Annotated in this window: 20 protein-coding genes; 5 read left to right on the forward strand and 15 right to left on the reverse strand. The window is 71.9% G+C overall.

What is annotated here, in order from left to right:
• The first annotated feature begins 4 nt into the window (after nt 1-4).
• The 3 genes from ACGH48_RS15175 to ACGH48_RS15185 are packed head-to-tail and all read left to right on the forward strand — an operon-like array spanning nt 5 to nt 2,739.
• On the forward strand, nt 5-1,444 hold the full coding sequence (locus ACGH48_RS15175; protein WP_396289172.1) for a glycosyltransferase 87 family protein: 1,440 nt from the start codon (nt 5-7) through the stop codon (nt 1,442-1,444).
• 5 nt (nt 1,445-1,449) lie between these two features.
• Nucleotides 1,450-2,496 carry a GTP 3',8-cyclase MoaA gene (gene moaA / locus ACGH48_RS15180; protein ID WP_396289173.1) on the forward strand — a complete coding sequence of 349 codons (1,047 nt, stop codon included), beginning with the start codon at nt 1,450-1,452 and terminating at the stop codon, nt 2,494-2,496.
• A gap of 3 nt (nt 2,497-2,499) precedes the next feature.
• On the forward strand, nt 2,500-2,739 hold the full coding sequence (locus tag ACGH48_RS15185; protein ID WP_396289174.1) for a MoaD/ThiS family protein: 240 nt from the start codon (nt 2,500-2,502) through the stop codon (nt 2,737-2,739).
• Nucleotides 2,740-2,858: 119 nt separating this feature from the next.
• On the opposite strand, the gene ACGH48_RS15190 is transcribed toward ACGH48_RS15185, so the two are convergent.
• From ACGH48_RS15190 to ACGH48_RS15215, 6 genes are read right to left on the reverse strand one after another with little or no spacing between them, the layout of a single operon-like run.
• Nucleotides 2,859-3,959 carry a calcium:proton antiporter gene (locus ACGH48_RS15190; RefSeq protein ID WP_396289175.1) on the reverse strand — a complete coding sequence of 367 codons (1,101 nt, stop codon included), beginning with the start codon at nt 3,957-3,959 and terminating at the stop codon, nt 2,859-2,861.
• A gap of 12 nt (nt 3,960-3,971) precedes the next feature.
• Nucleotides 3,972-4,997 carry an ABC transporter ATP-binding protein gene (locus tag ACGH48_RS15195; RefSeq protein WP_396289176.1) on the reverse strand — a complete coding sequence of 342 codons (1,026 nt, stop codon included), beginning with the start codon at nt 4,995-4,997 and terminating at the stop codon, nt 3,972-3,974.
• Nucleotides 4,994-5,794, reverse strand: a complete 801-nt coding sequence (locus ACGH48_RS15200; protein ID WP_396289177.1) for an ABC transporter permease — start codon at nt 5,792-5,794, stop codon at nt 4,994-4,996. The genes ACGH48_RS15195 and ACGH48_RS15200 overlap by 4 nt, the downstream gene beginning before the upstream one ends.
• Before the next feature lie 3 nt (nt 5,795-5,797).
• Nucleotides 5,798-6,607, reverse strand: a complete 810-nt coding sequence (gene modA, locus ACGH48_RS15205; protein WP_396289178.1) for a molybdate ABC transporter substrate-binding protein — start codon at nt 6,605-6,607, stop codon at nt 5,798-5,800.
• On the reverse strand, nt 6,604-7,020 hold the full coding sequence (locus ACGH48_RS15210; RefSeq protein ID WP_340196726.1) for a TOBE domain-containing protein: 417 nt from the start codon (nt 7,018-7,020) through the stop codon (nt 6,604-6,606). Before ACGH48_RS15210 ends, modA begins: the two co-directional genes overlap by 4 nt.
• A gap of 53 nt (nt 7,021-7,073) precedes the next feature.
• On the reverse strand, nt 7,074-8,144 hold the full coding sequence (locus ACGH48_RS15215) for a ThiF family adenylyltransferase (RefSeq protein WP_396289179.1): 1,071 nt from the start codon (nt 8,142-8,144) through the stop codon (nt 7,074-7,076).
• Nucleotides 8,145-8,239: 95 nt separating this feature from the next.
• On the opposite strand from ACGH48_RS15215, the gene ACGH48_RS15220 reads away from it, so the two are divergent.
• Nucleotides 8,240-9,892 (forward strand): glycosyltransferase family 39 protein, encoded by a 1,653-nt coding sequence (locus ACGH48_RS15220; RefSeq protein WP_396289180.1) that lies wholly within the window; start codon nt 8,240-8,242, stop codon nt 9,890-9,892.
• A 12-nt stretch (nt 9,893-9,904) separates the two neighbouring features.
• Here ACGH48_RS15220 and ACGH48_RS15225 read toward each other — a convergent pair whose 3' ends face one another.
• The 5 genes from ACGH48_RS15225 to ACGH48_RS15245 all read right to left on the reverse strand — a co-directional run bounded on the left by ACGH48_RS15225 (nt 9,905) and on the right by ACGH48_RS15245 (nt 15,419).
• Complete coding sequence (locus ACGH48_RS15225) at nt 9,905-10,837, reverse strand: 4-(cytidine 5'-diphospho)-2-C-methyl-D-erythritol kinase (RefSeq protein WP_123314233.1); 933 nt, start codon at nt 10,835-10,837, stop codon at nt 9,905-9,907.
• Between the two features lie 9 nt (nt 10,838-10,846).
• Nucleotides 10,847-12,166, reverse strand: a complete 1,320-nt coding sequence (locus tag ACGH48_RS15230) for an O-acetylhomoserine aminocarboxypropyltransferase/cysteine synthase family protein (protein WP_396289182.1) — start codon at nt 12,164-12,166, stop codon at nt 10,847-10,849.
• Nucleotides 12,166-13,206, reverse strand: coding sequence for an LLM class flavin-dependent oxidoreductase (locus tag ACGH48_RS15235; protein WP_396289184.1), 1,041 nt, complete (start codon nt 13,204-13,206; stop codon nt 12,166-12,168). Before ACGH48_RS15235 ends, ACGH48_RS15230 begins: the two co-directional genes overlap by 1 nt.
• 108 nt (nt 13,207-13,314) lie before the next feature.
• A complete protein-coding gene (locus ACGH48_RS15240) occupies nt 13,315-14,313 on the reverse strand; it encodes a RimK family alpha-L-glutamate ligase (RefSeq protein ID WP_396289185.1) in 999 nt (332 codons plus the stop codon).
• Between the two features lie 263 nt (nt 14,314-14,576).
• Nucleotides 14,577-15,419 (reverse strand): helix-turn-helix transcriptional regulator, encoded by an 843-nt coding sequence (locus ACGH48_RS15245; protein WP_396289186.1) that lies wholly within the window; start codon nt 15,417-15,419, stop codon nt 14,577-14,579.
• A 101-nt stretch (nt 15,420-15,520) separates the two neighbouring features.
• Between ACGH48_RS15245 and ACGH48_RS15250 the strand changes: the two genes are divergently transcribed.
• On the forward strand, nt 15,521-16,261 hold the full coding sequence (locus tag ACGH48_RS15250) for an SDR family oxidoreductase (RefSeq protein ID WP_396289187.1): 741 nt from the start codon (nt 15,521-15,523) through the stop codon (nt 16,259-16,261).
• 103 nt (nt 16,262-16,364) lie between these two features.
• Here ACGH48_RS15250 and ACGH48_RS15255 read toward each other — a convergent pair whose 3' ends face one another.
• The 4 genes from ACGH48_RS15255 to metG all read right to left on the reverse strand — a co-directional run bounded on the left by ACGH48_RS15255 (nt 16,365) and on the right by metG (nt 20,212).
• On the reverse strand, nt 16,365-16,787 hold the full coding sequence (locus tag ACGH48_RS15255) for a hypothetical protein (RefSeq protein WP_396289189.1): 423 nt from the start codon (nt 16,785-16,787) through the stop codon (nt 16,365-16,367).
• Between the two features lie 91 nt (nt 16,788-16,878).
• The gene (gene rsmA / locus ACGH48_RS15260; RefSeq protein ID WP_396291134.1) at nt 16,879-17,730 is read right to left on the reverse strand and encodes a 16S rRNA (adenine(1518)-N(6)/adenine(1519)-N(6))-dimethyltransferase RsmA; all 852 of its coding nucleotides are present in this window, start codon (nt 17,728-17,730) and stop codon (nt 16,879-16,881) included.
• On the reverse strand, nt 17,730-18,638 hold the full coding sequence (locus tag ACGH48_RS15265) for a TatD family hydrolase (protein WP_396289190.1): 909 nt from the start codon (nt 18,636-18,638) through the stop codon (nt 17,730-17,732). Before ACGH48_RS15265 ends, rsmA begins: the two co-directional genes overlap by 1 nt.
• Nucleotides 18,635-20,212, reverse strand: coding sequence for a methionine--tRNA ligase (metG, locus tag ACGH48_RS15270; RefSeq protein ID WP_396289191.1), 1,578 nt, complete (start codon nt 20,210-20,212; stop codon nt 18,635-18,637). Before metG ends, ACGH48_RS15265 begins: the two co-directional genes overlap by 4 nt.
• Nucleotides 20,213-20,299: the final 87 nt, after the last annotated feature.

Below are 20,299 nucleotides of genomic sequence, written 5' to 3' on the forward strand. Positions count from 1 at the left end.
GACCATGAGCGACCGACTGCGTGCCGTCCGACCGTCCTCCGCCGTCGGTCCGGGTGCCCGTCTCGCCGTCGTGGGAGCGGTCGTCGGAGTCCTGGCCCTCGCGGGCGCCATCGCCTTCGGCGTCACGCATCTGGGGTTCCTCCGTTCCGACACTCGTTCGTCATTCGTTGCATGGACGCTGATCGCTTGGACGGTGTTCGTGATCGCCGTGCTCGCACTGCGCTTCGTGCCCGCCCGGTGGACGACCGCCGTGGTCGTGGTGGGGGCGGTGGTGGTCGGGCTCGCGGCGTTGGCCGGTCCCCCGAGCACGAGCACCGACTCGGCACGGTACGCGTGGGACGGCATCGTCCAGCATGCCGGTGTCTCACCGTACGCGCACACCCCCCAGTCCACGGCACTGTCCGGTCTTCGGCCCGACTGGCTGTTCCCGGACAAGGTGGACGGCACGTGCGACGACCTCAAGCCCCGGTTCCGCGGCCTCGGCGACGGCGCGGACGGCCACTGCACCGCGATCAACCGGCCGGACGTGACGACGATCTACCCGCCCATGGCGCAGCTCTGGTTCGCCGCCGTCCGCGCCTTCGTGCCGGCCACCGCGCAGTACATGCCGTTCCAGGTGGCGGGCCTGCTGCTGTCCCTCGTGGTGACCGTCGCCCTCGTGGTGGTGCTGCGGAAGACCGGTCGCCCGACGTGGTGGGCCGCACTCTGGGCCTGGTCGCCGCTGGTGGCGTCCGAGGCCGTGACGAACTCGCACGTCGACGCCCTGGGCGCGGCGCTCGCGACCGCGGGTGCCGTGCTCGTCGCGTTCGGCCGACCGATCTGGGGCGGGATCGCACTCGGAGCGGCCACGGCCACCAAGCTCATCCCGGCGATCGTGTACCCGCCGTTGCTCGGCCGGTGGCGGTCCTGGTGGGCGATCCCGGTCGGCATCGCCGTGTTCGGGCTGCTCTACGTGCCGTACGTGCTGACGACGGGGCTCGACGTGCTCGGGTACCTGCCCGGCTACCTGAGCGAGGAGGGCTACGAGGACGGCTCGCGGTTCGCCCTGGTGTCGATGGTCTTCCGGGGCGACGCGGCGACCGTGGTGGTCGGGCTCGCCGTGCTGCTCGCCGCGTTCGTCGCGTGGCGCCTGTCCGACCCGTCCAGGCCGTGGTCCGGCGAGGTCCTGATGATCGGCGTGACGTTCCTCGCCGTGACCCCGCGCTACCCCTGGTACGCGCTGCTGCTCATCCCGTTCGTGGTGCTGTCCGGCCGGTGGGAGTGGCTGTCGATCGGACTCGCGATCGCGCTGCGCGGGGTGTGGCCGTCGACGGACGCCTACCGGTGGTGGCTGCTCGCCGCGGTGGCCGTCATCGTGGTGGTCACGCTCCTGCGCACGAGCCGGTCCGACTGGCGGCGCTGGTGGGAACGGCTGTCGTTCCGGCGCGTCGAGCACGTACGCTGAGCCGCATGGCACCCGCGACCCTGCTCGGCACGACCGTGGACCCGGCGTCCGCCGGACTCGTCGACCGCTTCGGGCGTCGCGCGATCGACCTGCGGGTGTCCCTGACCGAACGCTGCAACCTGCGCTGCACCTACTGCATGCCGGCCGCCGGGCTGCCGTTCGCCCCCGACGACGCACTGATGACCGCTCCGGAGATCGAGCGACTGGTCCGCATCGGGTCGTCGCGGTTCGGCGTGCGCAAGGTGCGGTTCACCGGCGGCGAGCCGATGCTCCGGCACGACCTGGTCGACGTGATCGCCCGGTGTGCCGCACTGCCCGACGCCCCGGAACTGTCGCTCACCACGAACGCCATCGGCCTCGCCCACCGCGCCCAGGCCCTGTACGACGCCGGGCTGCGGCGCGTGAACGTGTCGCTCGACACCGTCGACCCCGACGTGTTCACCACCGTGACCCGCCGCCCGTTCCTCGACAAGGTCATCGCCGGACTGTCGGCCGCACACGACGCCGGCCTCGACATCAAGGTGAACGCGGTGCTGCTACGCGGGATCAACGACGAGGCCGCGCCGGAGTTGCTGCGCTGGTGCCTCGACCGCGGCTACGAACTGCGGTTCATCGAGCAGATGCCGCTCGACCCCGACCACGCGTGGGACCGCACCGAGATGGTGACCGCGACCGAGACCCGTGCGCTGCTGGCGTCGTCGTTCGTGCTGACGCCGGACGATGCCCCGCGCGACGGCGCCCCGGCCGAGCGGTACCGGGTGCAGGACGCGCGCTCCGGTGCGCCGCTCGGCACGGTGGGGATCATCGCGAGCATCACCGAGTCGTTCTGCGCCGACTGCACCCGCACCCGGTTGACGGCCGACGGCAACGTCCGGAGCTGCCTGTTCTCCGACGCGGAGACCGACGTGCTCGGTCCGATGCGCGCGGGGGCCTCCGACGACGAGGTGGCCGAGCTGTGGCGCCGGGCGATGTGGGCGAAGCCGCGGGACCACGGCGACGACAGCGACGAGCTCGTGCACCCCACGCGCGGCATGAGTGCGATCGGCGGCTGAACGATGACCACGATCCGGTTCTTCGCCGCTGCCCGGGCGGCGGTCGGCGCCGACTCCTCGACCACCGAGGCGGGCACGATCGACGAGGCGTTGCGGGAGATCGCCGCCGCCGATCCTCCGCGCTGGGGTGCGTTGCAGGAGCGGTGCTCGTACCTGGTCGACGGCGTGACCACCCGCGATCGCAGCACCGTGCTCGAAGGCGTCGCGGTCGTCGACGTCATGCCCCCCTTCGCCGGCGGCTGAGCGGCGCTCGTTCCTTCCCAGAACGCTCGCGATACCTGGTGCTTCCGGGCATACCTGGTGCGAACTTTCGACCAGGTACGCTCGAATCGATCAGGTACGCCGCCGCGCCCCCCCGCCCCCTACGGCGAGACGGACAGCACGATGAACGCGGCAAAGATCACCAGGTGCACCCCGCCCTGCAGTCGCGTCGCACGGCCCGGCAGCACCGTGAGCACCGCGGCGACGATCGTCAGGGCGAGCAGCACGATCTGCGACGGCCCGAGCCCCAGCAGCAGCGTGCCCGGCATGAACAGCGACGCGACCGCGATCGACGGGATCGTCAGACCGATCGACGCCATGGCCGACCCCATCGCCAGGTTCAGGCTCGTCTGGATCCGGTTGCGGGCGGCGGCCTTCGACGCGGCGATGCCCTCGGGCAGCAGGATGAGCAGGGCGATCACGACGCCGACGAACGACGGCGGGAAGCCGACCGCGGCGACGCCGGCCTCGATCGCGGGCGACTCCACCTTGGCGAGCCCGACCACGGCGACCAGGGCGACGACCAGCAGCCCGAGCGACACCATCGTGGTGCGACCGGACGGGCGTGCGGCGTGGGCGTCCTCGGACTCGACGAGCACCCCGCCGGCACGGTTGACCGGCAGGAAGAAGTCACGGTGGGCGACGGTCTGCGTCACGACGAACAGTCCGTAGAGCACGAGCGACGCCACGGCCACGAAGACCAGCTGCGTCCCGGTGAAGGACGCGTCGTCGGTGCCGGTGGTGAACGTCGGCAGCACCAGGGTCAGCACGGCGAGCGCGGCGACCGTCATCGTCGCGGCACTGGCGCCCTCCTGGTTGAACCGCACGGTGTTGTGCCGGAGCGTCCCGATCAGGATCGCGAGGCCGACCAGCCCGTTCATCGTGATCATCACGGCCGAGAACACCGTGTCGCGCGCCAGGGTCTCGGCCTGGGCACCGCCGGAGCTCGACAGCGAGATGATCAGCGCGACCTCGATGATCGTGACCGCGACGGCGAGCACGAGTGACCCGAAGGGTTCCCCCACCCGGTGCGCGACGACCTCGGCGTGGTGGACGGCGGCGAGCACCGTGACCGCGAGCACGACCGCGACGACGACCACCACGGCCGTACCGAGCCCGTAGCGGCCGTAGGAGAACGCGAGCACGACGGCCGCCAGGATCGGGATGGCCACGGGCCACGCCTTGGGGAACCAGGAGGTCATCCGACCATTGTCTCAACCGAGCGGCGCGTAGACCGCCAGTTCGGAGGCGGGAACGTCCACGCGGACCGCGTCACCGGGTCCGATCCCGAGTGCGGTCACCCGCGCCAGGGTCAGGTCCGCGACGAGGTCCCCGGCGCGCACCCGCACCAGTCCGTCCCGCGGTTCGAGCGACGTGACGGTGCGCACCGGCCCGGCGCCGTCCCGCGTCAGCCGGGCGGCCGTCGGGTGGAAGGCGCCCAGGGCGGGCCGACCGGGAGGCACGGCGTGCGTCCCCGACACCAGCTCGCCGCCGCCGTCGGTCGCGATCCCACCCGCGGTGGCGGTCCCGCGCACCAGCGCGAGCCCGGAGAACGCCGCCGCGAACGCACTCGTGGGCCGTCCGAGCACGGCGGCGGGGGTGCCCTCCTCGACGATCCGGCCGTGCTCGACGACGACGACCCGGTCGGCCAGGGCGACGACCTCGACCGGGTCGTGCGTGACCAGGAGGCTCGGGCGCCCGGCGATCGCGGTCCGGAGCGCTGCACGGACCTCGTCACGTGCGGCGACGTCGAGCGCCGACGTCGGTTCGTCGAGCAGCAGCACCGCCGGGTCGGTGGCCAGTGCCCGCGCGATCGCGACGCGTTGGGCCTGCCCGCCGGACAGCGTGTCCGGCGACCGGTCCGCCAGGCCGTCGGCGCCGACGGCCGCCAGCGCACGGAGCGCGCGGGTCCGGGCGGCGGCACGTCGGACCCCGACTGACCGCGGGCCGAACGCCACGTTGCCGATCACGTCGAGGAACGGGAACAGGTCGGGCCGCTGGGCGACGAGCCCGATGCGGCGGCGGTGGGCGGGCACCGTCCGGCTGTGGTCCGCCACGACGGTGCTGCCGAGGACCACCTGCCCGGCGTCGATCGGCAGCAGACCGGCCATGGCCTCGACCACGGTGGACTTGCCCGCGCCGTTCGGCCCGATGACCGCAACGCACTCCTCCGCGCCGACCTCGAGGGCGACGTCGACGTCCCGCCGCTCGACGACGATCCGCGCCGCGACCCCGGTCACGCGGCCACGCCCCGGGTGCGGAGCGACGAGGCACCGATGACCACGACGGCGACCACGACGAGCACGACCGCCAGGGCCACGGCGGTGTCGGGGTCGACCTCGCGCTGCAGGTAGATCTCCAGGGGCAGGGTCCGGGTGACCCCCTGCAGGCTGCCCGCGAAGGTCAGGGTCGCGCCGAACTCGCCGAGCGCACGCGCGAAGCAGAGCACCAGTCCGGAGACGATGCCGGGCAGGACCCGCGGGGTGGTGACGGTCAGGAACGTGCGGGTGGGACCGGCGCCGAGGGTCGCGGCGACCCGCTCGTACCGGTCCCCCTCCACGCGGAGCGCCCCCTCGATCGCGGACACCAGGAACGGCATGGCCACGAACGTCTGCGCGATGACGACCGCCGTGGTGGTGAACGCGATGTGCAGCCCGTGGTCGTCGAGGAACGCCCCGACCACCCCGAGGCGGCCGAACGCCGCGAGCAGCGCGAGACCGCCGACGACGGGCGGCAGCACGAGCGGCAGGAGCACCACGGCGCGGGCAACCCCGACCCACCGTGAGCGGGACCGGGCGAACAGCACGGCGAGCGGGTAGCCGAGCACGAACGCGACGGCCGTGGCGGTCAGTGCCGTGCCGAGGCTGAGTCCGAGTGCGGTGAGCGATGCCGTGGAGGTGACGAGGGCGACGAACGACGACCAGTCCACCCGACCGAGCATCGCGAGCACGGGCACGACGACGAACAGACCGCCCAGCACCGCGGGCAGCGGGACCCACCAGGCGACCGGTGGCCGTCCCTCAGCCCGCGAGGCCACGGATCACGGCTTCCCGAACCCGGCGGCGGTGAGCACCTTCTGGCCGGTGGCGGACCGGACGTAGTCGGAGAACGCCTGCGCGAGCTCCGGGTCCTCGGACTCCTTCAGCACGCCGATCGGGTACGTGTTGACGGCCTTGCTCGACTCGTCGAACGGGACACCGTCGACCTTGCCGTCGGCGCCCTGCACATCGGTCACGTAGACCAGCCCGGCGTCGGCCTGACCGGACTCGACCTTGCCGAGCACGTCGGTGACGGACTGCTCCTCGCTGACGGGCCGCAGGTCGACGCCCGCGGCGGATGCGACCTTCGCCGTCGCGGCACCGCACGGCACCGGGGCGGCGCACGTGACGAGCTGGACGCCGGACCCGGTCAGGTCGTCGAGGCTCGTGATGCCCTTCGGGTTGCCCGGCGCGACGGCGATCTCGAGGACGTTCGTCGCGAAGTCCTGCGGTGACCCGCTCGCCAGGTCGGTCGAGGACAGCTTCGACATGTTCGCCTCGTCGGCGGAGGCGAACACGTCGGCGGGTGCACCGTTCTGGATCTGGGTGACCAGGTCGCTCGAGCCCGAGAACGAGAACTCGATCGAGGCGCCGGGATTCGCGAGCTCGAAGTCCTTGCCGAGCGTGGTGAACGTCTGCTGGAGCGAGGCCGCCGCGAAGACCGTGATCGAGCCGGTCGCACCGCGGTCCGTCGCGGTCGTCGACCCCGACGAGGACGACCCCGCCGGGGCGTCGGTGGTCGAGCACGCCGACAGGCCGAGCGCCGCGACGACGGCGAGGGGCACGAGCAGCGAGCGGGAACGACGGCTCATCGGAGGTCCTCCTGGAGTGCGGGCGCCTCGACGGCGACCATCGTGGCCTTGACCGACGCGACGGCGACGGACCCGACCTCGAGCCCGAGGTCGCGCACCGCCTCGGCGCTCATGAGCGAGACGACGCGGTGCGGGCCGCACTGCAGTTCGACCTGCGCCATCACGGTGTCGACGACCAGGTCGGTGACGATGCCGACGAACCGGTTCCGCGCCGAGCTCTTCACGCCCGACGCCGGATCGGCGAGCTCGGTGCTCCGCGTCCGGGCGTACTCGGCCACCTGCCGACCGTCGACGACCGCTCGACCGGCCTCGTCCGTGGTCCGGTGGAAGGTGCCGCCGTCGACGAGTCGGCGCACGGTGTCGTCGCTGACACCGAGGAAGGCAGCAGCATCGCGGATCCGCAGTTGCGTCATGATGTGACGATCCTAGCCGCGGAAGCGGCGCCATGGACCCGATCCGTGTCGGATCAGGCGGTGCGCTCGATCGCCACGGGCAACCCCTCGCGACGCCAGGCCTCGAACCCGCCGTCGAGGACCGCCACGCGCCTCCAGGCCGGCTGTGCGGCAGCCCATGCGTCCGCACGCGGGCCACGGGCGCAGTAGACGACCACGTCCGCCGCGTCGGCGTCGCTGGCGACCACGTCACCCGTGACGGCACCGGCGACCACGCCGTCCGCGCGTTCGGCGTCGGTGCGCACGTCGACGACGACCACCCGGTCCGTCGGGTCGGCCAGACGTGCGGCGAGCGCCGACGGGGCGATCCGGTCGGCGCCGGCGGGAGCGACCACGACGGGTCGTCGTGATGCCGGGCCACGCCGGACGACGCTCTCGCTCCACCGCCACCGGCGGGCGTCGACGGTCAGGACCCGTCCGAGCAACGGTTCCCCGGTGCCGGTGACCAGGGCGAGCACCTGTCCGGCCATCACCGCTCCGACGGCGCCGCACAGTGCGGGAACGACGCCGTCCAGGGCGCAGGATCCCTCGTCGGGCAGCGCCTCCGGGTGCAGGTCGTGGAAGTCGACGCCGTCCGGCCCGGCGTCGCGGAACACGCTGACCTGCCCGTCCTGGCCGAGGACCGTGCCCCACACGAACGGCACACCGGCGTCGGCGCAGGCGTCCGAGACCGCCCGGGTGACCAGCACGGAGTCCGCCGCGTCGACGACCACGTCGTGCCCGGCGACGAGTTCCGGGGTGAAGGACCCGACCACGGCGACCGCGTCGAGTTCCGGGTCGACGGCGCGGGCGCGGGCCACGGCGACCTCGGCCTTCGACGAGCCGACGTCCGCCGCCGTGAAGAGCGTCTGGCGCGCCAGGTTCGTCGCGTCGACCACGTCCGGGTCGACGACCGTGAGCCGTCCGACACCGGCGAGGTACGCGACGACGGGCGCGCCGAGGCCGCCGGCGCCGACCACCAGGACGCGTGAAGCGGCCAGACGGCGGAGCCCGTCGGCGCCGACGTCGGAGAGGGCAGCGGTCCGCGAGCCGAGCCGTGTCCGCCACGGGGAGAGCGCTGCGACGGGGGCGACGAGGGGGTCCATCCCGTCATTCTGGCCGGTCGCACCGAATCCCTGCATGTGAATGCTCAGCGGGTGGACGCGGCGGATGCTCAGAGCCGCTCGGTACGGTCGCGGGCGTGAGTTCCCCCCGCACCGGCACCGTCACGGTCCGACGCACGACGTCGGACGCGTCGACGCGAGCACGGCTCCGGGCACTCGCCCTGTCGACCGTGCGGACCCTGGCGCGTGCGCCCGAGATCACCGTCGGGGCGGTCGGTGTCGTCGTCGCCGCGGCCTTCACGTGGGTGCCGTCGGTCTGGTACGACGAAGCCGCCACCCTGACGAGCGCGCAGCGCAGTTGGCCGGCGCTCTGGGCGGAGCTGCAGAACGTCGACGCCGTGCACGGCCTGTACTACGCGCTCATGCACGTCTGGCTCGCGCTGGTCGGGTACTCCCCGTTCACGCTCCGCTTCCCCAGCGCCCTGGCGATCGGGATCGCCGCCGCGCTCGTGGTGGCGCTCGGCCGGCGGCTCGGCGGCGTCCGGCTCGGGGTCGTCTCCGGCGTGGTCTTCCTGCTGCTGCCCCGCGTCGCCTGGGCCGGGACCGAGGGCCGCCCCTACGCGACCGTCACCACACTCGCCGCGCTGCTCACCCTCGTCGGGCTGACAGCGGTCCGTCGCACCCGGGCTCGGCACCACGCGACGCGGTGGTGGGTCGTCTACGGGGCGCTCGCAGCGGTGGCCGTCCTCTTCAACGTCTACCTGGCCCTCGCCGTCGTGGCGCACGGCGTCGTGCTCGCGTGGACCGGCGTCGCCGACCGGGCGGCCCGCCGGCAGGCGTCGGTCACCGACCGCAGCGGTGCGGTGCCCTCGGCGATGGTGGACCGTGCCGTCGCCGTCCGCTGGGCCGTCGCCGCCGTGGCCGCAGCCGTGGTGGTGCTGCCGTTCATCGGCCTCGCTGCGGGGCAGGCCAAGCAGGTCGGCTGGATCACCGGCATCGGGTGGGCCACGCTGCGCCAGGTGTTCGCGACCGCGTGGTTCGGGGTCGTCTACCCGTACGCCGCCGTCGCGTGGCTGCTCATGATCGTCGCGGTCGTGCTGACGGTCCGCGCGGCCCGACGCCCGTCATCCGGAGCCCGCGAGGTGCTCCGCATGCAGGCCGTCCGTGTCGCCGTGCCCCTGACGATCGTGCCCACCGCGCTGCTCGTCGCCGCGACCGCCGCCGGAGAACACCTGTACTCCCCCAAGTACGCCAGCCTGAGTCTGCCGTTCGTCGCGCTCCTGATCGGACTCGCGATCACGGCGCTCCGTCCGCGGCGCTGGGTCGCCGTCGCGGTCGCCGCGATGGTCCTGCTGTCCGTGCCGACGAGCACGATCGTGCGACTGCCGCACGCCAAGCAGTCCTCGCACTGGGCGAACGCGGCGGCGATCATCGAACGCGAGCGGGACGTGACCACCGACGCCGACGAAGGGGTGGTCTACGGCAGCGTCTGGGGGCACCCGACCGCGACCGCGCAGGTCATCGCCGACGCCTACCCGGAGGCCTTCAGCGGCATGCGGGACCTGGCGGTGGCGAGCACGGGCGCGGAGCGCGGTCAGCTGTGGAACGTGAACGGCGACATCGCCACGACCGTGCCGGCACGCCTGACCGACATCGACACCGTGTGGTTCGTCGGCGCCACGTCGCGGAACATCCGACCCCAGGTCTCCGAGACGCTCAAGGACCAGGGCTTCCACGTGGTGCGGTACTGGCACACGGACACGGTCATCCTGTGGAAGTACAGCCGCTGACGGTCGTCGCCGTCAGTGCACGACGCGGGCGCCGTGCACCGGACCGGTGGCCCGGAGTGCGACGAGACCGGCTGCGCTGAGCTCGACCTGCAGTTCGAGCGCGGCGTCACGGTCCCCGACCAGGAACGCCACCGTCGGTCCGCTGCCGGACACCAGTCCCGCGAGCGCCCCGGCCTTCTCGCCGAGTTCGAGCGTCGACGCGAGTCCGGGCTGCAGCCGCATCGCCGGGGCCTGCAGGTCGTTGTGGACGCAGTCGGCGAGCAGGTCGGGGTCGCCGGCGCGGAGCGCCTGGAGCACGTTCGACTCCACCACGGGGTGGGACGGCGCCGGTGCGATGTCGGCGCGGTAGCGCTCGCGGTGCTCGTCGAGCGCACGGTAGACGGCCGGGGTCGACAACCCGTCGTCGCTCAGCGCGAGGACCCAGTGGAACTCGCCCTTCGCCAGCGCCGGGCTGAGTTCGTCGCCGCGCCCGGTACCCACGGCCGTCCCGCCCGCGAAGGCGAACGGCACGTCCGCGCCGAGCTGCGCGGCCAGGCGGAGCAGTTCCTCGCGACCGAGGGCGGTGCCCCAGAGCGTGTCGACGGCGAGCAGCGTGGCCGCGGCGTCCGCCGAGCCCCCGCCCATGCCGCCGGCCACCGGCACCTGCTTGTCGATCGTCAGCCGGACCCCGCCCTGGTGTCCCGCGGCGTCGGCCACGAGCCGGGCTGCACGGATCGCCAGGTTCGACTCGTCGACCGGCACGTTCGACGTGTCGATCGGCCCCGTGAACGTCACCGAGAAGTCGTCGGCGGGCTCGGCCGTGACGTCTTCGTACAGCGACACCGCCTGGTACGCCGTGGCCACGTCGTGGTAGCCGTCGTCCTGCAGTGCACCGACGGACAGGAACACGTTGATCTTGCCGGGGGCGCGCGTCCGCACGCGGGTCGGGGCGGCCAACGTGGTCATGCCCCCAACCTATCCCGCTGCGGCTGCCGCGAAGCCCCGCGCCAGGTCGGCGAGGACGTCGTCGATGTGCTCGAGGCCGATCGACAGGCGGATGAGCCCGTCGCCGACACCCGCAGCGGCCCGCTCCGACGACGTCATCTGCACGTGCGTCGTCGACGCCGGGTGCACGACGAGCGACCGGACGTCACCGATGTTCGACACGTGGTCGAACAGCTCGAGGGCGGCCACGAACCGCCGTCCGGCATCGACCCCACCGTCCAGGTCGAACGCCAGGACCGCCGAGGGGCCCTTCGGCACGTACCGCTGCTGCAGGTGGTGCCACGGCGACGAGGGCAGTCCCGCGTAGTGCACGCCGAGCACCTGGTCGTGCGCGTCCAACCACGTCGCGACGGCGGCCGCGTTCGACACGTGCCGCTCCATGCGCAGGGACAGGGTCTGGATGCCCTGCAGCACGAGGAAGGCGTTGAACGGTGCGATCGCCGGACCGAGGTCGGCGGACAGCTTCGACCGGGTGCGTTGGATGAACGCCCGGCGGCCGAACTTCTCGGCGAAGTTCGTGTTCGCGAACCCGGACTGCTCGGTCGTCGCCAGCTGCGGGAACCGGTCGGCATGCGCCGCCCAGTCGAAGTTGCCGCTGTCGACGACGAGCCCGGCGATGGCGCTGCCGTGACCGGCCAGGTACTTCGTCGCCGAGTGCACGACGATGTCCGCACCGTGCTCGATCGGTCGGACCAGGTACGGCGTCGCGATGGTGTTGTCGACGATGAGTGGCACACCGGCCTCGTGCGCGACCCCGGCGACCCCGGCGAAGTCCAGGACGTCGCCGCGGGGGTTCGGGATGGACTCGCCGAAGAACGCCTTCGTCGCCGGACGCACCGCCGCCGCCCACTCGTCCAGGTCGGTGGGGTCCTGCACGAAGGTGAACGCGATGCCGAGGTCACGCAGCGTCGACGCGAACAGCGTGTACGTCGCGCCGTACAGCGAGGCGCTCGACACGACGTGGTCGCCCGCGCGGGCGACGCCGAGCACGGCGAGCGACGTCGCCGCCTGTCCGGACGCCAGCGCCAACGCACCGATGCCACCCTCGAGGTCGGCAATCCGACGCTCGAGCGCGGCCGCCGACGGGTTGTTCACCCGCGAGTACGTGTGCCCCGGCGCGTTGAGCATGAACCGGTCCGCCGCGTCCTCACCGGACGGGTAGACGAAGGCCGCGGTCTGGGCGATCGGCGGGACGTTGCCACCGAACCCCGGGTCGGCCTTGAAGCCGGCGCGGATCTGCCGGGTCTCGAACGCCCAGCCGTCCTCGGCGTTGGTCGGTGTGGCACCCATCAGGACTGCGCCCCGACCGACGGGCGGACGAGCGGGATGACCTGTTCGCCGAAGCGGTCCATCTCCTCGAGCTGCGGCGAGAACTGCAGCAGCAGCGTGTCCACCCCGGCGTCCTCGAACTCCCGGATGCGGTCGGCCACCTGCGACGGCGTCCCCACGAACCCGGGGCGCAGACCGCGGTTCGACACCGAGTAGTCCTCGAGCGAGGGGACGTGCTCGAGCTGCGACTTCGAGATGAAGTCCTGGTACGACTCGTACGCGGTGCCGTGCTGCACGTCGGTGATCCGCGCGAGCTCGGCCTGCGCCTCCTCCTCGGTCTCGCGGACGATGACGTAGGCGGCCATGCCGAACGCCTCGAACGGCGGCAGTCCGGCGTCGACCCGGCGCTGCTTCATCTCGGCGATCTTCGTCCGGAGCTCCTCGACCGTGCCGCCGTGGGTGACGTAGGCGTCGGCGTACCCCGTGATCGCGGCCTTGCCCGCTTCGCTCTCGCCACCGGCGTAGATGCGCGGCGTCACGCGGGGCTTCGGCTCGAGGTGGGCGTTCTGGACGTCGTAGTACTCGCCCGAGAACGAGTACGGCGTCTCCCGCCACATCCCCTTCATGACCTCGACGAACTCCGCGGTCCGCTTGTACCGGTCGTCGTGCTCCGAGAAGATTCCGCCGTACTGCTTGGCCTCTTCCGCCCACCACGCGCTCACCACGTTGAACGTGAAGCGGCCGCACGAGATGTCGTCGATCGTCGCCGCCTGCTTCGCCGTCACCGCGGGCAGGTGGTAGCCGGGACGCATCGCCGCCATGATCTCGAGGCGCTCGGTCGTCGCCGCGATGGCCGCCGCGAGCGACCAGGCCTCGAGCGACGGCGCCGCCGTGCCCTTGATGTCGTTGAGGTTGAGCTCCGGCACGAGCGTCAGGTCGAAGCCGATCCGCTCGGCGCGCTGCGCCAAGCGCTTCACGTAGTCGAAGGTGACCGGCATGTTCTCGTTGTCGACGTTGCGCAGCCAGCCGCCGAAGAGCGGGGTCCAGTATCCGAATCGCACGGGGTGAGTTCCTTGGGGAGGTGGGGAGTGCCCTGCAAGGGGCGCGGAGCGGACTGGAGGCCCGTGGCGGGCCCGCCACGGGCCTCCAGTCCGGTGGTTCTTGCGTTCTCAGGCCGTCAGTTGCGCTGCGTACTGCGTCTCCAGCAGGCCGCCGAGGTACCGCGCGATGGAGCGCGGGCCGGAGGCCGGCGCCGATTCCTCGACCGCGGGGTTGTAGTTCGTGTTCGTGTTGATGTCGTAGACGACCGTGCGGCCGTCCGTGGTCTCCATGAACTCGACGCCCGCGATGGTGATGCGCTGGTCGGCGAGGAACGTGCGGAGCTGCCGGACCAGCGGGTGCTCGGCGGTGATCTCGGTCCGGACGGCGAACGCCGGGGGCGCACCGACGGTCTCGGTGCCGGGTACGTCGCAGACGGCACCCGCGATGACCTGCGGTACCTCGCACGCGTCGGCGGGGCAGAGCTCGAAGCTGCCGGCGCTGGTGTCGACGCGGACGGCGTAGACGAACTCGCCGCCGACGAACTCGACGCGGGTGATGAAGGGCTCACGGGCCGTCAGAAACTCCTGCAGCAGGGTGATGCCGTCGACCGGCGCCTCGAACTCGGGGCTGTCGACGTAGGCGTCGAACTCGGCGAGCGAGTCGAACCGCCGGACGCCCAGGCCCTTGCCGCCCTGGTTGTGCTTCGTGATGAACGGGACGTCGTGGCCGTTCGTGAAGGTGCGGGCGGCCTGTTTGAGCGTCGTCGTGCCGAACACGGCGGTCGTCCGCGGCACGTCGAACCCGGCCTGCTGCAGGAGCCCGTGCTGGGCCACCTTGGAGACCTCGAGCTCGAGCACGTGGCTGCCGCCGACGACCTGGCGGTCCGCCCGCTCGAGCCAGCCGAGGACCGCGCGGGTGTACTCCTTGCTGTGCTCGTGTCCGCGGGTGTGGCTCGACGCCGACATCCGGGACCAGTAGACGCCTGGCTCCGGCTCGGCACCGAGGTCGATCTGTCCCTCGGTCAGCAGGATCTCCTGCACCGGGACGCCCTCGGCCTCGAAGGCGGCGGCGAGCGGCGGGAACCACTCGGGGTTCTCGTGGATGACGTACACGCGGGGAGTGCTCACAGCCCCACCCTAGGCACGGTATACCGCACGCGGCCAAGTGTGTGACGCGGGGTTGCTTCGTGCGGCGCGGTGGTGGGGGTGGTGGGGGCGGGGGCGTGCGGGCCGCACGGTGCGCGCTCGGCCGGCCGGTGCGAGGTTGATCGCTCGGTGGCGGACTGTAGGGCGGCACCGAGCGTTCAACGATGCACGGGATCATCGGCCTCGCACCGTGCGCGGTCGACCAACCTCGCACGAGCCGAGCGAGCTCGCACCGTGCGAGGTCGTCAGCCGGCGAAGGTCTGCTGTCCGACGACGACGAGGAGCTCGAGCTTCTGCGCGTCCTCTGATCCTGGAGGAGCCGTGAACAGCAGCAGTGCCTGCGCCTGGTCGTCGGTGTGCAGCACCTGGCAGTCGACGGTGATCCGGCCGAGCTCGGGCTGCACGATCGTCTTGTTGTCGGACCAGCGAGTGGCCACCTCGTGCTTCGCCCAGAGCTCGCGGAACTCGGGGCTGCGGGTCTGCAGCTCGGCGATCAGTTCGGTGGCCCGACGGTCCCCCGGTCCAGCGAGCCCCACCGCCGCCCGCAGCGACGCCACCACGACCCGGGCCAGTCGCTCGTGCTGCTCCGGCGCGTACTTCGCGAGCTCGTTCCCGGTCACGAACCACCGCCACGCCTGGTAGCGCTCGTTGCCGGGCAGGCTGACGGACGACCCGAGCAGTGCCGCGGCGAGCCGGTTCTCGACCAGCGTCTCGCCCAGGTGACTGACCACGATCGCGGGGGTGTCCTCGAGCCGGTCGAGCACCCGCAGGATCGCGGGGTCGACGTGGTCGGCGCGGTGCATCCGGGTCGGGGCGTTCTGCCCGGCGAGGTGGAACAGGTGGTCGCGCTCGTCGAGACTGCAGCGCAGCGCCCGGGCGATCGCGGCGATCATCTGTTCCGACGGCTGCGGCCCACGCTGCTGTTCCAGACGCGTGTAGTAGTCGACGGACATGCCGGCGAGGGCAGCGACCTCTTCACGGCGGAGCCCCGGGGTCCGGCGTCGCGGCCCCTGCCCGAGGCCGACGTCCTCGGGGCGCAGCAGTTCGCGGCGACGGCGGAGGAAGTCGGCGAGTGCAGCGCGGTCCATGGATCGATCATCGTCCGGTTCCCGCCGCCGTGCCAGGGATCGCCGATCCCCCGATGACCGCGCTCTGGCTGCCACCCTGCCCGCGGAGCATCGTGGTGGTCATGGACATCACGAACTCCACCGTCTTCATCCCCGGCGCGACCTCGGGCATCGGGCTCGCCCTCGCCCAGCGCCTGCAGGCCGCCGGCAGCACCGTCGTCATCGGCGGCCGTCGCCAGGCACTCCTCGACTCCCTCGCCGCCGAGCACGGCTTCGGCACCGTGCAGATCGACGTCGCCGATGCGTCGTCGATCGAGGCCGCCGCCGCCTCGGTGCTCGAGGCGTACCCGTCGCTCGATGCCCTGATCACCATGTCCGGGATCATGCGCGACGAGGACCTCCGCGACCCCGCGCACATCCACGACGCCCTCGAGCTCGTCCAGACGAACCTGGTCGGCACGATCCGTCTCATCGACGCGTTCCTGCCGCACCTGCTCGCGCAGCCCTCGGCAACCCTGATGACGGTCACGTCCGGGCTCGCGTTCGTCCCACTCACCGCGTCGCCGACGTACAGCGCGACGAAGGCGGCCGTGCACGCCTACACGCAGGCCCTCCGCCAGCAGCTGGTCGGTTCGTCGCTCGAGGTGCTCGAACTCGCCCCGCCGGCCGTGATGACCGACCTAATGGGCGGCGCCGACTTCGGTGGGATGCCGCTCGACGCCTTCGCCGACGAGGTCATTGCCCTCATCGAGTCCGGCGCTGCCCCGGAGATCCTGGTGCAGAACGTGCACCCGCTGCGCTTCGCCGAACGCAACGGCAACCACCAGCAGATCCTCGAGATGATGGCGTCCCGCGAGCACTGACCCGGGCGACGCCTCGAACGGTGCGAGGTTCCGCGTTCCGTGCGAGGCACTTCGGCTCGCACCGACCACGGAACCTCGCACCACGCGTGGTGCGAGGGGCGCGTCAGTCGGGCTGCTCACCACGGCGACGGGCGAGCCGATCGAGGGCACGGCTCGCGAGCGGCAGCGCCGAGGCGATCACCGCGCTGTACAACGCCGAGTCGAGGGGCTTGTGGTGCAGGCGTGTCACCGCCCAGGCTGCGGTGAACGCGGTCACGGCCAGTGCGCCTTCGGCCACCCGACCCAAACGGTCGAGGCGCGGCGGCGAGCGGAAGTCGTCGTCGTCATCATCGCGATCGCCCGGATCGTCTCGGAAGGCCGAGACCGCGACCCCGAACACGGGGAACGCGACCCCGAGCAGCACTCCCGCCCATGCCGCGTCGTTCTGCAGGTCTCGCACGACAGCGGGCACAGCGAAGAACTCGATGACGAGCCCGCCGAGCACGGCGACGATCGTTAGCCACTGGGAGAGGGTGATGCGACGCACCCGTTGATCGTAGGGGTGAGACGACCGTGCGCGCGGTCCCCCGTTCGCGGCGTCAGCGGCCGGCGAGCAGGTGGATGCGCTGAGGATCTCGCTACTCCGCAGCTGCGAGGACCGTCCGACCGAGCCGCACGAAGTCGTCGACACCGATCGCCTCGCCCCGCGCCGTCGGGTCGATGCCCGCAGCCCTCAGGACCTCGGAGGCACGGGCGCTGCCGCCGAGCACACCGGACAGGCTCTGCCGCAGCATCTTCCGCCGCTGCTGGAACGCCGCGTCCACCAGGGTGAACACCCGCGATCGCAGCCGATCGTCCCCCGGAGGCTCGTGCCGGTCGAACGCCACCAGCACGCTGTCGACGTTCGGCACGGGCCAGAAGACCTGGCGACTGACGAGCCCGGCCGTGCTCCACGAGCCGTACCAGGCGGCCTTCACGCTCGGCGAACCGTAGACCTTGCTGCCCGGGCCGGCCGCGAGCCGGTACCCGACCTCGGCCTGCACCATCACGAGCGACCGCTCGATCGAGGGGAAGGTCGCGAGCAGGTGCAGCAGCACGGGCACCGAGATGTTGTAGGGCAGGTTCGCGACGAGGTGGGTCGGCTCGGTGTCGAGGTCCGATGCGGCGACGGTCATCGCATCCTGCTGCACGACCGTCAGCGACGCCGCCGGCTGCAGCGCACTGACCGTCGACGGCAACTTCGCCGCGAGCCGCTTGTCGATCTCGACCGCGGTGACGGGCGCCCCGGTCTCGGTGAGCCCGAGCGTCAGGGAGCCGAGACCGGGCCCGATCTCGAGCACCTGGGACGAGGGCGTCACGCCGGCGACCGACACGATGCGCCGGACGGTGTTGGCGTCGTGCACGAAGTTCTGCCCGAGCTTCTTCGTCGGGGTCACGTCGAGTTCAGCAGCGAGCTCCCGGATCTCGGCGGGGCCGAGCAGCGCGCCCACTACTCGTCCACCGTCACGGGTTCGGCGTCCCACGCGCCGTAGACGAGCTCGGTGTTCGACGCGATCTGCGCGGCGAGCATCGAGGCGTCGGTGCCGAGGGTCTCCGCCATCGACCGCAGGGTGATCGGGATGAGGTACGGGGCGTTCGGCCGGCCGCGGTACGGCGTCGGGGTCAGGAACGGCGCGTCCGTCTCGACCATGATCAGGTGCCGCGGCGCGACGAGCAGGGCTTCGCGGAGCGGGGCCGCGTTCTTGAACGTCACGGTGCCGGCGAACGACATGTACCAGCCGCGCTCGGCGCAGAGCCGAGCCAGGTCGGGGCCGCCGGAGAAGCAGTGGAACACCGTCCGCTCCGGAGCCCCGACGCGGTCGAGCACCTCGACCACGGCGTCGTGCGCGTCGCGGTCGTGGATGGTCAGCGCGAGGCCGTGCTCCTTCGCGATGCGGATGTGCTCCTCGAACGAGCGGACCTGGGCGTCGCGCCCGTCCTCGCCGGTGCGGAAGAAGTCGAGTCCGGTCTCACCGATCGCCCGGACGCGGGGCAACGCCGCCAGCCGCTCGATGCCGGCGAGGTGCTCGTCGAGCAGCCCCTGCTCCTGCAGCGAAGGCGCCTCGTTCGGGTGCAGCGCGACTGCCGCGAGCACGCGGGGTTCACGGGCAGCGATCGACGCGGACCACTGCGAAGTGGCGAGGTCGGTACCGACCTGCACGACACCGCGGACACCGACACTGGAGGCACGGCCGAGGTGCTCGCGGTAGTCGAGCGCCCCGTCGCCACCGTCGGCGATCTCCATGTGCGTGTGGTTGTCGTAGACCGGGACCACGAGCGCCTCGGGCAACGGCGGGTAGGTCAGGTCGCGCTTGGAGCCGTCCCCGTCGCCGCGGGAGCGGAGGTGGGCGTCGGTCACGCGGCGCCCTGCTCCGCCTGCTCGATCCGCGGGAAGAGTCCGCTCTCGAGCGGGACCACCTGGTCGGCGCCCTGCCACTCGAAGGCACGGTCGACCCGCTGCTCGGCGATCGAGCCGCCGGCGCCGATCGACGCCCACAGCTTCTCGGTGGCCTTCGGCATCACCGGGGAGAGCAGCACCGCGACCGTGCCGAGACCGCGCAGTGCGGTGGTCAGGACGGTGCCGAGCCGCTCGCGGTTCGCGTCGTCCTTCGCCAGGGCCCACGGCTGCTGCTCGGTGATGTACCCGTTCAGGGCGTCGACGAGCTCCCAGACGGCGGCGATCGCCTCGTGCGGGGCGAATGCGGCGATGGCTGCGTCGGCACGCTCGGTGACGGACACGGCCAGGGCGTCGACGGCTTCGTCCGACTCGGTCAGGGACCCGCGTGACGGCACCGCGCCGTCGAAGTACTTCTGCAGCATCGCGACCAGGCGCGAGGCGAGGTTGCCGAAGCCGTTCGCGAGTTCGGCCTGGTACCGCGCCGAGATGTCCTCCCAGCTGAAGTTGCCGTCCTGCCCGAAGGTGATCGCGCGGAGGAAGTAGTAGCGGAAGGCGTCGGACCCGAACGTGTCGGTGATCTCCGACGGTGCGATGCCGGTCAGCTTCGACTTGGACATCTTCTCGCCGCCGACGAGCAGCCAGCCGTGGCCGAACACGCGTTCCGGCACCGGCAGGCCGGCAGCCATGAGCATCGCCGGCCAGATGACGGCGTGGAAGCGGGCGATGTCCTTGCCGACGATGTGCACGCTCGGCCAGAGGCGCTTGAAGGCCTCGTCGTCCTCGGTGCCGTAGCCCAGCGCCGTGACGTAGTTGAGCAGGGCGTCGAACCACACGTACAGGACGTGGTCGCTGTCCCACGGGATCGTGATGCCCCAGTCGAAGCTGGACCGCGAGATCGACAGGTCACGCAGACCCTGCTTCACGAACGAGATGATCTCGTTGCGCACGCTCTCCGGCTGGATGAACAGCGGGTTCGACTCGTACAGGTCGAGCAGGCGCTGCTCGAAGTCCGACATGCGGAAGAAGTAGTTGCGCTCGGCCAGCACCTCGACCGGGATCGAGTGGATGGCGCAGACCTGCTGGCCCTCGTACGCACCGGTTCCGGGAACCAGGTCGCTCGGCTGCTTGTACTCCTCGCAGCCCACGCAGTAGAAGCCCTCGAACTCGCCGGCGTAGATGTAGCCGTCGTCGTAGAGCTTCTGCAGGAATGCCGTCACCCCGCGCTCGTGGCGCTCGTCGGTGGTGCGGATGAAGTCGTCGTTCGCCACGTCGACGGTGTCGAGCAGCGGCTTCCAGGCCTCGGTGACGAGGCGGTCGGCCCATTCCTTGGGCGTGACCTCGTTCGCCGAGGCGGTGCGCAGGATCTTCTGCCCGTGCTCGTCGGTACCGGTGAGCAGCCAGGTGTCGTCACCCCGCTGCCGGTGCCAGCGCGCGAGGACGTCCGCGGCGACCTCGGTGTACGCGTGCCCGATGTGGGGCACGTCGTTCACGTAGAAGATCGGCGTGGTGATGCTGAACGAGGACCCGTCGGACATGCGGACCATCCTACGGGCGCGCGGAACCCGCATGACGCGCGCGGCGGTGGTCTGTGGAAAACCGGATCCGGGAGGCCCGTGGCGGGC

Source organism: Curtobacterium pomorum (assembly GCF_044497295.1).
Lineage (GTDB): Bacteria > Actinomycetota > Actinomycetes > Actinomycetales > Microbacteriaceae > Curtobacterium.